Source organism: Sphingomonas trueperi (genome assembly GCF_040545965.1).
Classification (GTDB): Bacteria; Pseudomonadota; Alphaproteobacteria; order Sphingomonadales; family Sphingomonadaceae; genus Sphingomonas; species Sphingomonas trueperi_C.
Genome location: NZ_JBEPMV010000003.1, coordinates 611,910 through 625,270, shown reverse-complemented (window position 1 = coordinate 625,270; position 13,361 = coordinate 611,910). Strand labels below are relative to the sequence as shown.

At 68.6% G+C, this 13,361-nt stretch carries 16 protein-coding genes; 11 read left to right on the top strand and 5 right to left on the bottom strand.

The features are described 5' to 3' along the window. Window positions 1–3: 3 nt before the first annotated feature. From hisH to hisB, 3 genes are read right to left on the bottom strand one after another with little or no spacing between them, the layout of a single operon-like run. Window positions 4–606, bottom strand: a complete 603-nt coding sequence (hisH, locus tag ABIC35_RS10795) for an imidazole glycerol phosphate synthase subunit HisH (RefSeq protein ID WP_121074160.1) — start codon at window positions 604–606, stop codon at window positions 4–6. Further along, the gene (locus tag ABIC35_RS10790; RefSeq protein ID WP_121074163.1) at window positions 603–887 is read right to left on the bottom strand and encodes a YciI family protein; all 285 of its coding nucleotides are present in this window, start codon (window positions 885–887) and stop codon (window positions 603–605) included. Before ABIC35_RS10790 ends, hisH begins: the two co-directional genes overlap by 4 nt. Then, window positions 887–1,474, bottom strand: coding sequence for an imidazoleglycerol-phosphate dehydratase HisB (gene hisB / locus ABIC35_RS10785; RefSeq protein ID WP_121074166.1), 588 nt, complete (start codon window positions 1,472–1,474; stop codon window positions 887–889). The genes ABIC35_RS10790 and hisB overlap by 1 nt, the downstream gene beginning before the upstream one ends. 72 nt (window positions 1,475–1,546) lie before the next feature. Here hisB and ABIC35_RS10780 point away from each other — a divergent pair, with 72 nt between their 5' ends. Beyond that, complete coding sequence (locus ABIC35_RS10780; RefSeq protein ID WP_121074169.1) at window positions 1,547–2,041, top strand: SspB family protein; 495 nt, start codon at window positions 1,547–1,549, stop codon at window positions 2,039–2,041. Between the two features lie 179 nt (window positions 2,042–2,220). On the opposite strand, the gene radC is transcribed toward ABIC35_RS10780, so the two are convergent. Next, window positions 2,221–2,904 carry a RadC family protein gene (gene radC / locus ABIC35_RS10775; protein WP_121074172.1) on the bottom strand — a complete coding sequence of 228 codons (684 nt, stop codon included), beginning with the start codon at window positions 2,902–2,904 and terminating at the stop codon, window positions 2,221–2,223. 297 nt (window positions 2,905–3,201) lie between these two features. Here radC and ABIC35_RS10770 point away from each other — a divergent pair, with 297 nt between their 5' ends. The 10 genes from ABIC35_RS10770 to ABIC35_RS10725 all read left to right on the top strand — a co-directional run bounded on the left by ABIC35_RS10770 (window position 3,202) and on the right by ABIC35_RS10725 (window position 12,786). Beyond that, the gene (locus ABIC35_RS10770) at window positions 3,202–3,486 is read left to right on the top strand and encodes an AtpZ/AtpI family protein (protein WP_121074174.1); all 285 of its coding nucleotides are present in this window, start codon (window positions 3,202–3,204) and stop codon (window positions 3,484–3,486) included. Continuing rightward, the gene (locus ABIC35_RS10765; protein WP_121074177.1) at window positions 3,483–4,265 is read left to right on the top strand and encodes a F0F1 ATP synthase subunit A; all 783 of its coding nucleotides are present in this window, start codon (window positions 3,483–3,485) and stop codon (window positions 4,263–4,265) included. Before ABIC35_RS10770 ends, ABIC35_RS10765 begins: the two co-directional genes overlap by 4 nt. 69 nt (window positions 4,266–4,334) lie before the next feature. Continuing rightward, window positions 4,335–4,547, top strand: coding sequence for a F0F1 ATP synthase subunit C (locus ABIC35_RS10760; RefSeq protein ID WP_010544368.1), 213 nt, complete (start codon window positions 4,335–4,337; stop codon window positions 4,545–4,547). A gap of 21 nt (window positions 4,548–4,568) precedes the next feature. After that, complete coding sequence (locus ABIC35_RS10755) at window positions 4,569–5,063, top strand: F0F1 ATP synthase subunit B family protein (RefSeq protein ID WP_121074180.1); 495 nt, start codon at window positions 4,569–4,571, stop codon at window positions 5,061–5,063. Next, a complete protein-coding gene (locus ABIC35_RS10750) occupies window positions 5,056–5,607 on the top strand; it encodes a F0F1 ATP synthase subunit B family protein (protein ID WP_121074183.1) in 552 nt (183 codons plus the stop codon). Before ABIC35_RS10755 ends, ABIC35_RS10750 begins: the two co-directional genes overlap by 8 nt. A gap of 36 nt (window positions 5,608–5,643) precedes the next feature. Continuing rightward, window positions 5,644–5,847 carry a hypothetical protein gene (locus tag ABIC35_RS10745; protein ID WP_121074186.1) on the top strand — a complete coding sequence of 68 codons (204 nt, stop codon included), beginning with the start codon at window positions 5,644–5,646 and terminating at the stop codon, window positions 5,845–5,847. Between the two features lie 181 nt (window positions 5,848–6,028). Continuing rightward, on the top strand, window positions 6,029–7,951 hold the full coding sequence (uvrC, locus tag ABIC35_RS10740) for an excinuclease ABC subunit UvrC (RefSeq protein ID WP_121074189.1): 1,923 nt from the start codon (window positions 6,029–6,031) through the stop codon (window positions 7,949–7,951). A gap of 123 nt (window positions 7,952–8,074) precedes the next feature. Next, the gene (locus ABIC35_RS10735) at window positions 8,075–10,867 is read left to right on the top strand and encodes a DUF3857 domain-containing protein (RefSeq protein ID WP_183049312.1); all 2,793 of its coding nucleotides are present in this window, start codon (window positions 8,075–8,077) and stop codon (window positions 10,865–10,867) included. 84 nt (window positions 10,868–10,951) lie between these two features. Next, window positions 10,952–11,905, top strand: a complete 954-nt coding sequence (locus ABIC35_RS10730; RefSeq protein WP_121074195.1) for a polysaccharide deacetylase — start codon at window positions 10,952–10,954, stop codon at window positions 11,903–11,905. Further along, complete coding sequence (locus ABIC35_RS10725) at window positions 11,902–12,786, top strand: GNAT family N-acetyltransferase (RefSeq protein ID WP_354278430.1); 885 nt, start codon at window positions 11,902–11,904, stop codon at window positions 12,784–12,786. The genes ABIC35_RS10730 and ABIC35_RS10725 overlap by 4 nt, the downstream gene beginning before the upstream one ends. Window positions 12,787–12,978: 192 nt before the next feature. Here the strand turns inward: ABIC35_RS10725 and ABIC35_RS10720 are convergent, their stop codons facing one another. Further along, window positions 12,979–13,356 carry a PRC-barrel domain-containing protein gene (locus ABIC35_RS10720; protein WP_121074198.1) on the bottom strand — a complete coding sequence of 126 codons (378 nt, stop codon included), beginning with the start codon at window positions 13,354–13,356 and terminating at the stop codon, window positions 12,979–12,981. Between the last annotated feature and the right edge of the window lie 5 nt (window positions 13,357–13,361).

Genomic DNA, 13,361 nt, shown 5'->3' with positions numbered 1-13,361 from the left:
ATCTCAGGGCTTCCAGGCGAGGAATCGTTCGAGCAGCGCGATGCCGTAGCGCTGGCTCTTTTCCGGGTGGAACTGCAGGCCGACGATATTGTCGCGGCCGATCGCGGCGGTCACCGGGCCGCCATGCTCGGTGGTGGCGAGCACCGCGTCGCCGTCAAAGGCGAAGCTATGGAGGAAATAGGCCTCGCCGCGCTCGATCAGCGGGTGGTCGACCGTCGGCACCACATCGTTCCAGCCCATGTGCGGCACGCGCAGCTCGGGGCCGGCGGGGAGCTGGCGGACGGTTCCGGGAATCCAGCCGAGCCCGGCATGGCTGCCGAGCTCTTCGCCCGTGGTCGCCAGCAACTGCATGCCGACGCATACGCCGAGGAACGGCACCGCGTCGCGCAGCACGCGAGTCTCCAGTGCCTCGATCATGCCGGGCAGGGCGCGCAGACCCGCCGCGCAGGCGCCGAACGCGCCGACGCCGGGCAGCACGACCCGGTCGGCGCCCAGCACCACCGCCGGGTCCGCCGTCACCGCGATGTCGGCGGCACCCGCCGCCTTCAGCGCATTGTGCACCGAGTGGAGGTTGCCTGCGCCGTAATCGATCAGCGCGACGGTCACTGGCCGAGCGCTTCCAGCCCCGGCGCGAGGATGCTCGGGGCGACTTCGATGAACGCGTATTCCGCAGCGCCAGCGGTGGCGAAGGGATCGGTAGCCGCCCAGGCCTGCACTTCTTCCAGCGAGCCGCGCGCCATGAAGAAGCCGCCGGTCACCGGCACCTTGCGGCCGGCGACCAGCAGGCGGCCGTCCGCCACGCCCTGCTTGAGCCAGTCGACATGCGCGGGGCGCAGTTCGTCGATCTGGGCAATATCCACCTTGTAGGTCAGCAGCACGAGGATCATCACAGCACTCCCTTGGTCGAGGGGATGGCATCCGCCTTGCGCGGATCGATCTCCACCGCCTCGCGCAGCGCGCGGGCGAGGCCCTTGAACGCGGCTTCGGCGATATGGTGGTTGTTGCTGCCGTAGAGCGTCTCGACGTGCAGCGTCAGCCCCGCGGTCTGGGCGAAGCTGTGGAACCAGTGTTCGAACATCTCGGTGTCCATCTCGCCGAGCTTCTTCTGGCTGAATTCGGTCTTCCACACGAGATAGGGGCGCCCGGAAATGTCGATCGCGACGCGGGTCAGCGTCTCGTCCATCGGCGACAGCGCATCGGCGTAGCGGCGGATGCCCTTCTTGTCGCCCAGCGCTTTCGCAATGGCCTCGCCGATCGCGAGCCCGGTATCCTCCACCGTGTGGTGCTGGTCGATATGGAGGTCGCCCACCGTCTTCACGTCCATGTCGATCAGCGAGTGTCGGCTCAGCTGCTCGAGCATGTGATCGAAGAATCCGATGCCCGTGCTGATGGTATAGACGCCGGTGCCGTCGAGGTTGACGGTGACGTCGATCGAGGTTTCGCTGGTCTTGCGGCTGATGGTCGCGGTGCGCATGGCCGTGCACATAACGCCGATAGCGACGCATGCAATCTTGACCCCAACATTTCAGCCGCTACCCAAGGGAGCATGAACGGCACCGTGCCCGATAGTTTGATTCCGTATGACGAGATCGTGCAGGAAGCCCTGCGCGCCGTGGTGGGCCGTGTGCTCGGATCGGTGGCGCAGTCGGGCGGCCTGCCGGGCGCGCATCATTTCTACATCACCTTCAAGACGCAGGCGCCCGGGGTCGACATCCCGCAGCGGCTGATGGAGCGGTTCCCGGATGAGATGACCATCGTCCTCCAGCACCGCTACTGGGACCTGACGGTGGACGACCGGAAATTCTCGGTGGGGCTCAGCTTCAACCAGATCCCGTCGATCCTGACGATCCCGTTCGCGGCGATCACCGGCTTCCACGATCCGGCGGTGAATTTCGAGCTGCGCTTCCAGGCGACCGAAGGCCCCGACGGCCCCGAGCCGCACGAGCATGACGACGCCGAGAATGACGGCGACGGCCCGGTGGCCAAGCCCGCCGAGGACGGCTCGAACGTCGTGTCGGTGGACTTCAAGCGGAAGAAGTAAGGGGCTGAAGCCCATAGCGTTTCCTCCCCCGCCAGGGGGAGGTGGCGCCGAAGGCGACGGAGGGGGAGGATGCCAGAACCTCTCAAACCGTCGTGCTTCCTCCCCCTCCGAGCCGCTGCGCGGCCCACCTCCCCCTGGCGGGGGAGGAAACGCTCCTGCTCTGAGCGCGTCCGAACGTCCTAGATCAGCCCCTTCGCCCTTAAACTCGCATGGCCTTCGCTGCCGATGATGATGTGGTCGTGCACCACGATGCCGAGCGGCTTGCCCGCCTCGGCGACCTTGCGGGTCACGTCGATATCGGCGCGGCTCGGGCTGGGGTCGCCCGAGGGGTGGTTGTGGACCAGGATCAGCGCAGCTGAGCCCAGATGCAGCGCACGGGCGATCACCTGGCGGACGTAGAGCGGCGCCTCGTCGATCGAGCCCTCGTTCATCAGCTCGTCGCGGATCAGCATGTTGCGGGTGTTGAGGTGGAGCACGCGCACCCGCTCGATCGCGTGCGGGGCCATGTCGGCCCGGAGATAGTCGAGCAGCGCCTGCCAGTTGGCCAGTACCGGCTGTTCGCGCACCCGCGCCTGGAGCAGCCGCAGCGCGGCGGCATGCACCGCCTTGAGGGCGGCGATCTGGGTGTCCTTGATGCCCTCGATCCGCAGCATGGCCTCGGCATCGGCGGCGAGCAGGCCGGGCAGGCCGCCGAATTCCTTGAGCAGCGTCTTGGCGAGTGGCTTGGTGTCCTTGCGCGGGATGGTCAGCGCCAGCAGATATTCGACCAGTTCGTGGTCTAGCAGCGCCTCCGGCCCGCCTTCGAACAGGCGTTTGCGCAGGCGCGCGCGGTGGCCGCTGTTGTCGGGAGCCTCGTCGGACATCCCTGCGACTATGCAGGTGCGACGGATGCCCTGCAATCCGCCGGAACGAATAGGTCGCGCGCAGCCCCCTCGAACGCCAGCCTGTTGCACCGCAACGGACGTAATTGGCGGATTTCTGCGGATGCGAAGGCCGAGGCCGCTGCATGAATCGGCAATGAAGCGCAGGATGCTGCAACGGTTGACTCGGTCGTTTGGTCTTCCTAAAGCGCCATAACGTCGCGGCCATCGGCTTGCGATGCTGTTTGTCGCCCGCCCGATGCGTGGCGGCTTTTTCATATCTGGATCGCCGTGCTCGCTTTGTCTGACGACCCTATCCGTTCCGACCTCGACCGTCGCATCGCCAATGCGAAGGCGGCGGTGCGCGAGGGTCAGACGCCGGTGCGCAAGCCCGAAAAGGGCTATAAGCAGGGCTCGCGGGTGCTCGCCGAACTGATCGGCGCACCGCTGGGCGGCGGGGTGATCGGCTTCGCGCTGGATCGCTGGCTGGGAACGAGCCCCTGGGGGCTCTTGATCCTGCTGGTGCTCAGCGTGATCGTGGCGTTTCGCAACATCTACAAGATTTCGAAGGAGCGCGCAGAGTGAGCGCCGGCAAAATCGATCCGATGGAGCAGTTCAAGGTCGAGCCCGTACTGGGCCGGCATATCGACCTGTTCGGCTATGACATCTCCTTCACCAACTCGGCGCTGTTCATGTTCGTGGTCGCCGCGCTGCTGTTCGTCTTCATGGTGGGCGGCCTGCAGCGCAAGCTGATCCCGGGCAAGTGGCAGCTGATGGTGGAAGGCGCGGTCGGGTTCATCGACTCGATGGTGAATGTGAACATCGGCAAGGGCGGCAAGAAGTTCGCGCCGTACATCTTCTCGCTGTTCTTCTTCATCCTGTTCGCCAACCTGGTCGGCGTGCTGCCGCTGGCGATCCTGCCGGGGCTGCACACCTTCGCGGTCACCAGCCACATCACCGTCACCGCGGTGCTCGCCTTCTTCTCGTTCGGCATCGTCCTCGCGGTCGGGCTGATCAAGCACGGCTTCAAGTTCTTCTCGCTGTTCGTGCCGCACGGCGCGCCGGTGTGGCTGATGCCGGTGATCGTGCCCGTCGAGCTGATCTCGTTCCTGGTGCGCCCGTTCTCGCTGGGCCTGCGACTGTTCGTCGCGATGACCGCGGGGCACATCCTGCTCGAGGTGTTCGGCAGCTTCGTCGTCCAGGGCTTCGGCAGCCACACGCCGCTGGGCGGCCTGGTCGGGGTGCTGAGCTTCCTCATGATTGTCGGCGTCAGCGCGCTCGAGCTGCTGGTCTGCGCGATCCAGGCCTATGTGTTCGCGCTGCTGACCTCGCTGTATCTCCACGACGCGGTGCACCTGCACTAAGTCGATCCGTTTCGAATTATCGTTTTTACCGAATTATCTAGGGAGCTAGAAATGACTGATCTGGGTGCAATGTACATCGGTGCCGGCCTGGCTGCGATCGGTATCGGCCTCGCCGCGCTGGGCGTGGGCAACGTGTTCGGTTCGTTCCTCGAAGGCGCGCTGCGCAACCCGGGTGCGGCTGACGGTCAGCAGGGCCGCCTGTTCATCGGTTTCGCCGCGTCGGAACTGCTGGGCCTGATCGCGTTCGTCGTCGCGATCCTGATCCTCTTCGTCGTCAAGTAAGCAGAACGGAGGCCTCGGCCGATGCCCCAGTTAGATCAGATTTCGGAGATCTACGCTTCGCAGGTCTTCTGGCTCGCGATCGTATTTGCCCTGATCTACTTCGGGATCGGCAAGGCGATGGTCCCGAAGATCGAGCGGACGATGGAAGATCGCTCCGCCCGCATCAGCGGCGACCTCGCGGCAGCCGAGGCGGCGCGCGACGCCGCGAAGGCTGCGGACGAGGCCTACCAGGCGGGGCTGGACGCTGCCCGTGCCGAGGCGCTGCGGGTGACCGCCGGCGCCAAGGCGCAGGCGGCAACCGCTGCCGAAGCCAAGCTCAAGGCCGCGCATGCAGCCGATGAAGCGCGGCTGGCCGACGCGACCCGCTCGATCGCCGAGCGCGAGCAGGCGGCAATCGGTGAGATCGAAGCGGCGACCGTCGAGGCCGTCGAGGCGATCGTCGCCCGCGTGTCGGGCGTCGCGGTCGACCGCGCCAGCGTCGAACAGAAGGTGAAGGCGGCGCTTGCCCATGGCTGAACAAGCTCATTCCCTGAACGCCGAGGTCGGTACCGTGGAACTCCATCATGAGCCGGCCGTGTTCGGCATCACCGCGCCGGGTTTCGTCGCGCTGTCGATGCTGGCGGTGGTCCTGATCATCCTCGTCAAGAAGGTGCCGAGCATGATCGGCGCCATGCTCGACAAGCAGATTTCCAAGATCCGCACCCAGCTCGACGAAGCGTCGAAGCTGCGCGCGGAGGCCGAGGCGATGCTCGCCGAAGCCAAGGCCCGCACCGCGTCTGCGGATGCGGATGCCAAGGCGGTGGTCGCCAACGCCCAGGCCGAGGCGGCTGCGATGCAGGCGAAGGCAGAGGCCGATGCGGCCGAGCTGATCGCCCGCCGCACCCGGATGGCCGAGGACAAGATCGCCGCTGCCGAGCGCAGCGCGATCCAGGCGATCCGCACCAAGGCCGCCGATGCCGCTACGACCGCCGCTGCCGCGGTGATCGCGGAGAAGCACGGCGCCGAGGCCGACAAGGCGCTGGTCGACAAGACCATTGCCGGGCTGGGCCGGCTCAACTGAGCTGGCCTGCCACGCCGCCCATGCTATGGGGCGGGGATGGCGGAACAAAAATCCTATCGCTGGCTGAGCGCCGGTGCCCTGGTGGCACTGGCGCTCGCTGCGTTTGTGGCGGTGGTGGCAGTGCGCCACGCGGCGGATGACCACACCCGCGCGACCGATGTGAAAACACGCGCGGAAGAGACGATGCGGCAAATCGAGGCGCAGGTGGATCAGCTGGAGAACGAGGCGGGGGCGAAGTAGGCTTCCCTCTCGGCCTGCGTTCCCCTCCCGCTTGCGAGAGGGGCCAGGGGAGGGGATCGCGCGGCCGCTTGCCGTGGCGTTCCAGATAGAACCTCCACGTCAGTCCCTCCCCCGACCCCTCCCGCAAGCGGGAGGGGAGATTTAGTGGCAAGGTGAGCGCCACATCCCTACATCGGCGGCAATGAACGACCCCAATTCCCCCGATCGATTCAACGAGGAAAAGGCCACCTTCGCGGTCCGCGGTGCGGAGACACCGGACCTGGAGGCCGGCGTCGCCGCGATCCGCAACGTGTTGCAGACGCTGCCGATTCGGCCGGGCGTCTATCGCATGCAAGATGCCCGCGGCGACGTGCTCTATGTCGGCAAGGCGCGCGCGCTGAAGAACCGGGTGACCAACTACACCCAGGTCAACCGCCTGTCGAAGCGGCTCCAGCGCATGGTCGCGCAGACCCGTTCGATGACGATCGTCACGACCAACAACGAGGCCGAGGCGCTGCTGCTCGAGGCGCAGCTGATCAAGCGCTACCGGCCGCCCTACAATGTGCTGCTGCGCGACGATAAGTCGTTCCCGTTCATCCTGCTGCGGCAGGATCACGACTTCGCCCGCGTCCAGCTGCATCGCGGCGCGCGGCGGGCAAAGGGCGATTATTTCGGGCCGTTCGCGGGCGCCGGGCAGGTGCGCAAGACGCTCAACGCGCTGCAGAAGCTGTTCCTGCTGCGCAGCTGCACCGACGGCTTCTTCGCCAGCCGCGACCGGCCGTGCCTGCTCTATCAGATCCGCCGCTGCTCGGCGCCCTGCGTCGGCCGCATTGACCAAGAGGGCTATGCCGAGCTGGTCAACGACGCGAGGGACTTCCTCCAGGGCAAGTCGACCAAGGTCCAGGCCAAGCTGGGCGAGCAGATGCAGGCCGCCGCCGAGAACCTCGATTTTGAGCTGGCCGCGATCCTGCGTGACCGCCTGAAGGCGCTCACCTTCATCCAGGGCAGCCAGGCGATCAACGCGGAAGGCGTCGGCGATGCCGATATCTTCGCCCAGGCGTGCAAGTCGGGCGTGATCGGCATCGAGGCGTTCTTCATCCGCGGCGGCCAGAATTGGGGCCATCGCAGCTTCTTCCCGAGCCACACCCAGGACGTGCCCGAGGACGAGGTGCTCGCCGCCTTTCTGATGCAGTTCTACGAGGAGGTGCCGCCCGCGAGGAACGTGTTCGTCGACCGCGAGCTGCCCGAGGCCGAATTGCTTGCGGAAGCCATGAGCGAGCGCGCCGGGCACAAGGTAGCGCTGTCGGTCCCCCAGCGCGGCACCCGCCGCCGCCTGCTCGATCAGGCCAAGCGCAACGCCGAGGAAGCGCTCGACCGCCGCCTCGCCGAAAGCACCACCCAGGCCAAGCTGCTGCGCGAAATGGCCGACCTGTTCGACCTGCCCGAGCCGCCGAACCGGATCGAGGTCTACGACAACAGCCACATCCAGGGCACCAATGCGGTAGGCGCGATGATCGTCGCGGGGCCCGAGGGCTTCCGCAAGAGCCAGTATCGCAAGTTCAACATCAAGCGCCCGGAGACGATCGCCGGCGACGATTACGGGATGATGCGCGAGGTGCTGAGCCGCCGCTTCGCCCGCGCGCAGGACGAGGACCCCGATCGCAGCCAGGGCGACTGGCCGGACCTGGTGCTGCTCGACGGCGGCCGCGGCCAGCTCAACGCGGCCAAGGCGGTGCTGGAGGAGATGGGGATCGAGGATGTCTGCATGGTCGGCGTCGCCAAGGGGCCGCATCATGGCCGCGACGGCCGCGAGGTGTTCCACCTGATGGACGGCAGCGAGCGGATGCTGCCGGTCAACGCGCCCTTGCTCTTCTACCTCCAGCGGCTGCGCGACGAGGTCCACCGCTTCGTCATCGGCGCGCATCGCGACAAGCGCGCCAAGGCAATCGGCGCGAGCCCGCTCGACGAGGTGCCCGGCATCGGCCCGGCGCGGAAGAAGGCGCTGCTGATGCACTTCGGCACCGGCCGGGCGGTGCGCAACGCCAGCCTGGAGGATCTGAAGAAGGCCCCCGGCGTCTCGGCGGGCGTGGCGCAGCAGGTGTACGACTTCTACCACAGCCGCTGAGACGCAAGATGACGACAAGATGAAGCGCTAAGGTCACGTGACTTCATCTTGTTTTTCTTCGCTTTTCGATTGTCGCGTAGCCGGATCCGGCTAGACTGGTCACAGGAACCCGGGGGAATGTCGATGTCGTCGCGTGCTGCGTTGCTGGTGCTGCTGCTGTCGAGCGCGGGTGTCGCGCATGCGGGGGACAAGCCCTTGCAGCAGCCGGTTCCCGATTGGGTGAAGCCGGCGCCGACGCCGGACACCCGCGCGCTTACCGACGAATCACCGCTGTTGTTGGTCAGCGACGTTCAGGCGCGGCTCGGCGACGGCAGCAGCTGGACCTATGTCGAACGGGCGACGCGACTGGCGACGATCCAGGCGGTGTCGCAGGCGGGCACGATCAAGATCGAGTGGCAGCCGGCGCATGGCGACCTTATCGTCCACGGCGTCGATATCCTGCGCGACGGCCAGCGGATCGATGCGCTGAAGGGGCACAGCTTCACCGTCCTCCAGCGCGAGGCGGGGCTCGAGAAGATGATGATCGACGGCCAGCTCACCGCCACCTTGGCGGTGGAGGGGCTGCGGCCGGGCGACGTGCTCGACCTGCGCTATTCGGTGACCAACAAGGACCCGGCGCTCGCGGGCAACAGCAGCGCAGGCGGCCCGATCCTGTCGGAACCGATGAAGATCGGTTTCGCACGCACCCGCTTCCTCTGGCCGAGCACCGCCAGGCTGCAGTGGAAGGCCTATCCGGTGGGCGCAACGCCTAGAGAAAGCGATGCCGGCGGCTGGCACGAGCTCGTCTTCGCCCAGCCGCTGCCGCGCCAGCCCGATTCCGCGCCGGGGGCGCCCGGCCGTTTTGCGCGCCCGCCCTTCGCCGAAGCCTCGACGTTCGCCGATTGGGCGAGCGTGTCGCGGGTGTTCGCGCCACTCTACCGCACCGAGGGGCTGATCGCACCCGGCAGCCCGCTCGCTGCCGAGGTCGCGCGGATCGCCGCGGCGGAGAAGGACCCGCGCCGCCGTGTCGCCGCCGCGCTGGCGCTGGTGCAGGGCAAGGTGCGCTATCTGTATCGCGGCATGGAGAACGGCAATCTCGTGCCGCAGAGCCCGGCGCAGACGCTGGCGCTAGGCTATGGCGACTGCAAGGCGAAGACGCTGCTGCTGCTCGCGCTGCTGCACGAGCTGGGAATCGAAGCGGAGCCGGCGCTCGCCAACCTCTCCGCGGGCGATCTGGTCGCGGCGCGGCTGCCCTCGGCGGCGGCGTTCAACCACATCTTCGTGCTGGCCAGGCTCGGCGACGAGACGCTGTGGCTGGACGGCACCGCAACCGGCACACGGCTGGAAGATCTGGGCGACGTGCTGCCCTTCCACTGGGTGCTGCCGGTCCGGGCAGCGGGGAGCGGGCTGCTGCAGGCGCCGGACCGCGCGCCCAACCGGCCCAACAGCATCGCGGTGCTCGACATGGACCTACGCGGCGGCATCAACCTGCCGAGCCCGTTCGGGGCCGAGGTGACGCTGCGCGGCGGCATGGCGATCTCGCTGCGCACCGTCTTGGCGGCGATGCCGAAGACCGAGCAGCGCCGCCTGCTGCAGGGCTTCACTCCCGGCGGCGCCAGCGACGTGCTGGTGACCGACGTGGACGTCAAGTTCGACGACACCGCCGGCACCGCGCTGGTCAAGCTGCGCGGGGTCGCATCCCAGCGCTGGAGCTATGGCGACCTGCGCTATCGCACCCAGTTCCCCGCCGCCCGGTTGCGCGATCTGCCCGATCGCAGTCGAGGGATCTGGAAGGACGTGCCGGTCGACACCGGCGAGCCGATGCGCACGCAGACCGTCGCGCGGTTCCGCCTGCCCGATGGCGGCAAGGACATGATGGTGGACGGCCCCGCCAGCTTCGACCAGCAGCTGCCCGGCGGGCAGCGGGTCAGCGGCACGGTGGCGATCGCCGGCGATCTGCTCACGCTGGAGGCGCAGCACGCCCAGACCGGCGCGGAGATCGCCCCCGCCGAGCTGCCGGCTGCCCGCGCCGCACTGGCCGCGTTCCGCAACCGACGCATCGGCGCACGCACCGCGCCGCGCTATCCGGCACCTTGGCACGGCGTTGTCGCCGCCAAGCGCGCGCATGTCTATGACGAGGTGCTCGCGCGCTATGCCGCGCATATCGCCGAACGCCCCGACGAGGCCGATCGCTATTTGCTCCGCGCGCGCTTCCTGACCATGATCTTCGAGCGGCGCCAGGCGCTGGCCGATCTCGACAAGGCCGTAGCACTCGCTGCCAAGCCGGAGACGCTCGCCCAGCGCGCGAGCCTGCGCCAGGCGCTGGGCGACCGGGCCGGGGCAATCGAGGATCTGCGCACCGCCCAGTCGCTCGCCCCCGGCAATGCCGGCCTGCTCGCGCGCCTCACCCGGTTGCTGGCGGAGACGGGCAAGAAGGACGAAGCGCTCACGCTGCTCGATCCGCGGATAGACGAGGGCGGCGAAAACCTCACCGAGATGCTCGCCGCCAAGGCAACCGCGCTCGCCCAGGCCGACGACAAGGACGGTGCCCTGGCGGCGATCGACCGGGCGATCGGCGAGAAGCCGGGCAATGGTAGGCTGCTCAACGCGCGCTGCTGGCTCGCGGGCACGCTGAACGTGCAGCTGGAGGCGGCGCTGAAGGATTGCACCCGGGCGATCGAATTGAGCGACCAGATCGCCGCCGCGGCGCTGGACAGCCGCGCGCTCGTCTATCTGCGGCAGGCACGGCTCGACGAGGCCCTCGCCGACGTGAACGCGGCGCTGGAGCAGCGCCCCGGCGCCGCGGGCACGCTATTCCTGCGCGGCGTGATCGAGACGCGGCAGGGGAAGCCGGGCGCTGCGGCCGACCTTGCCGATGCGCGGCTGCTCGATCCGCAGATCGACGTCGAATATGCCCGCTACGGGATCAAGCCCTGACGCGCTTTGCCATTTGTTCACGCGGGCGGGGGTAGGACGGGGACGATGGTCCCCGTCTCCGGGACGCTTGCGAGACGCGCCTGCATGCCCACCCAGGTCTTCCTGACGATCGATACCGAGCTGATGTGGCGCCACCACGTCGCCGGCCTCGATCTGGCGGAGATGGTCGCGCGCTCGTTCGAGCCGGCCGGGGTCGGCGTGGGCTGGCAGCTGGAGCGGCTGGCGGCGCATGGGCTGAAGGCGTGCTTCTTCGTCGATCCGATGCCCGCGCTGGTCCACGGGCTCGCGCCGATCGCGGCGGTGGTGCGGGCGATCCGCGCCGCGGGGCAGGAGGTGCAGCTGCATCTCCATCCCAACTGGACCGGGGCGAGCGCGTCGGATCGCGCCAAGATGCCGGCGCGGTTCGACCTCGTCGACTATGGCGCCGAGGAGCAGCGCGCGCTGATCCGCCGGGCGCGGGCGCTGCTGATCGATGCGGGGGCGCCGCCGCCGATGGCGTTTCGCGGGGGCAGCTATTCGGCCAACGACGCGACGCTCGCCGCGCTCGCGGCCGAGGGCTTCGCCTATGATTCGAGCCACAACGGCTCCGAGCATCCCTGGCCGAGCGGCATCGGCCTGTCGCCGCGCCGGATCGCGCCGGTGCTGCACCAGGGGCTGATCGAAGTGCCGGTAACGCTGATCGATGCGGGCACCCAGCTGCGCCATTTCCAGATCTGCGCGCTGTCCCAGCGCGAGATGCGGGCGGCGCTCGACCATGCGGTGGCGCAGCGCCATGCCGCGGTAACGATCGTCAGCCATGGCTTCGAACTGGCCAACCGCGCGGGTACGCGGCCCAATGCGGTGCATGTCCGCCGCTTCGAGGCGCTCTGTGCCATGCTCGCGGCCCGGCGCGACGTGCTGCCGACCGCGCATTTCGCCGATCGGCCTGCGCTCGCGCTCGACCAGGACGACGCGCCGCTCGCCCCCAGCCTGCTGCGCACGCGGCTGCGCCAGGCCGAGCAGCTCTGGTCCAACCTCATAGAGGAGCGGGCGGGGTGAGCGCAGCGCAGGCGGTGGCGCTGCGCTTCATGGTCGGCGCGCGGACGCTGGCGTCGGTGCGCCGACGGCTGGCGCGCGTGCCGCTGACGCTCGCGGAGGCGCGGGCGGGGGACTGCCCTGCGCTCCCGCCGCTTCCGGCCGAGGCAGAGGGCTATCTGGTGACCTCGCTGCCCGAGGCGCAGTGCAAGGCGCTGCTTGGTGGCGGGATGCTGGGGTTCGTGCGGCAGCGCTACACGCGCTTCTACGTCGACCTGTCGCTGGGGGTCGACGCGTGGTTCGCCGGGCTATCGGCGAACACCCGGCAGGGGCTCAAGCGCAAGGCCAAGCGGCTCGGCGGCGAGGTGCGCTGCTACCGGACGCCGGCGGAGATGGCGGTCTTCCACCCGCTCGCCCGCGCGCTCTCGGCGCGGACCTATCAGGAGCGGCTGCTGGCGGCCGGATTGCCGGAGGACCTGACGGCGCTGCAGCGGCTGGCCGCAGCGGATGCGGTGCGCGCGTGGCTGCTGCTGCTGGCAGGGCGGCCGATCGCCTATCTCTGCTGCCCGGCGGTGGGGGACACGTTGGTCTACGCCCATGTCGGGCACGACCCAGCGTTCGCGGCGATGTCACCGGGCGCGGTGCTGCAGCTGGCGGCCCTACGCGACCTGTTTGCCGAGGGCCGCTTCGCCTCGTTCGACTTCACCGAGGGCGAGGGGCAGCACAAGCGGCAGATGGCGAGCGGCGGCGTGGCGTGCGTCGACCTGCTGCTGCTGCGGCGCACGATGGCCAACCGGGCGCTGGTCGCGGCGCTGGCGGGGTTCGACGGCAGCGTGGCGCTGGCGAAGCGCGCGGTGCGGCGGCTGGGCGCGGAGGGGATCGGCAAACGGCTGCGGCGCGGGTGAGGGCGCACGCCAGGCAGTTTTCTAGTGTTTCCTTCCCCGCCAGGGGGAGGTGGCAGGCCGAAGGCCTGACGGAGGGGGAGGAAGCACGCAGGTCCGAGAGGTTCTGGCATCCTCCCCCTCCGTCACGCATCGCGCGCCACCTCCCCCTGGCGGGGGAGGAAACGCTCTCTTCATCTGCGGCCGGTTAGGCGATCAATCCAGCGGCACGCGGTCCACGCGTGCGGCGGAGAGGCCGTAATAGTTGGACACGCGATCGGCATAGGCCTGGGTGAACTCCGGCGCGTTGCTCGCCCAGCTCGGGCCGCCCTCGAGCACGCGGCGGTCGATCGTGACGACATAGTCGTCGCCGGTCGCGTCATAGGAGATCAGCTCGAAGGGCAGGGGGTAATAGCTCTTGCCCATGCCGAGGAACCCGCCGAGGCTGAGCACCGCATAGAGCGTGCGGCCGCTGCCCTTCTCGACCATGAACGCCTGGACCTGCCCCAGCGAATCGCCGTCACGGCTGCGCACCTTGAGCCCGTCGACGCGGGCGGTGACGAGCAGGCTGGTGGTTTCGGGCGTATCGGACATCGTCG

What these genes read in the sequence shown, in the direction of transcription:
- radC (WP_121074172.1), bottom strand. Translation starts at nt 2,904, where the DNA reads ATGTCCGACGAGGCTCCCGACAACAGCGGCCACCGCGCGCGCCTGCGC.
- hisB (WP_121074166.1), bottom strand. Translation starts at nt 1,474, where the DNA reads ATGCGCACCGCGACCATCAGCCGCAAGACCAGCGAAACCTCGATCGAC.
- ABIC35_RS10720 (WP_121074198.1), bottom strand. Translation starts at nt 13,356, where the DNA reads ATGTCCGATACGCCCGAAACCACCAGCCTGCTCGTCACCGCCCGCGTC.
- ABIC35_RS10780 (WP_121074169.1), top strand. Translation starts at nt 1,547, where the DNA reads ATGAACGGCACCGTGCCCGATAGTTTGATTCCGTATGACGAGATCGTG.
- ABIC35_RS10760 (WP_010544368.1), top strand. Translation starts at nt 4,335, where the DNA reads ATGTACATCGGTGCCGGCCTGGCTGCGATCGGTATCGGCCTCGCCGCG.
- ABIC35_RS10755 (WP_121074180.1), top strand. Translation starts at nt 4,569, where the DNA reads ATGCCCCAGTTAGATCAGATTTCGGAGATCTACGCTTCGCAGGTCTTC.
- ABIC35_RS10745 (WP_121074186.1), top strand. Translation starts at nt 5,644, where the DNA reads ATGGCGGAACAAAAATCCTATCGCTGGCTGAGCGCCGGTGCCCTGGTG.
- uvrC (WP_121074189.1), top strand. Translation starts at nt 6,029, where the DNA reads ATGAACGACCCCAATTCCCCCGATCGATTCAACGAGGAAAAGGCCACC.
- ABIC35_RS10750 (WP_121074183.1), top strand. Translation starts at nt 5,056, where the DNA reads ATGGCTGAACAAGCTCATTCCCTGAACGCCGAGGTCGGTACCGTGGAA.
- ABIC35_RS10735 (WP_183049312.1), top strand. Translation starts at nt 8,075, where the DNA reads ATGTCGTCGCGTGCTGCGTTGCTGGTGCTGCTGCTGTCGAGCGCGGGT.
- ABIC35_RS10730 (WP_121074195.1), top strand. Translation starts at nt 10,952, where the DNA reads ATGCCCACCCAGGTCTTCCTGACGATCGATACCGAGCTGATGTGGCGC.
- ABIC35_RS10790 (WP_121074163.1), bottom strand. Translation starts at nt 887, where the DNA reads ATGATCCTCGTGCTGCTGACCTACAAGGTGGATATTGCCCAGATCGAC.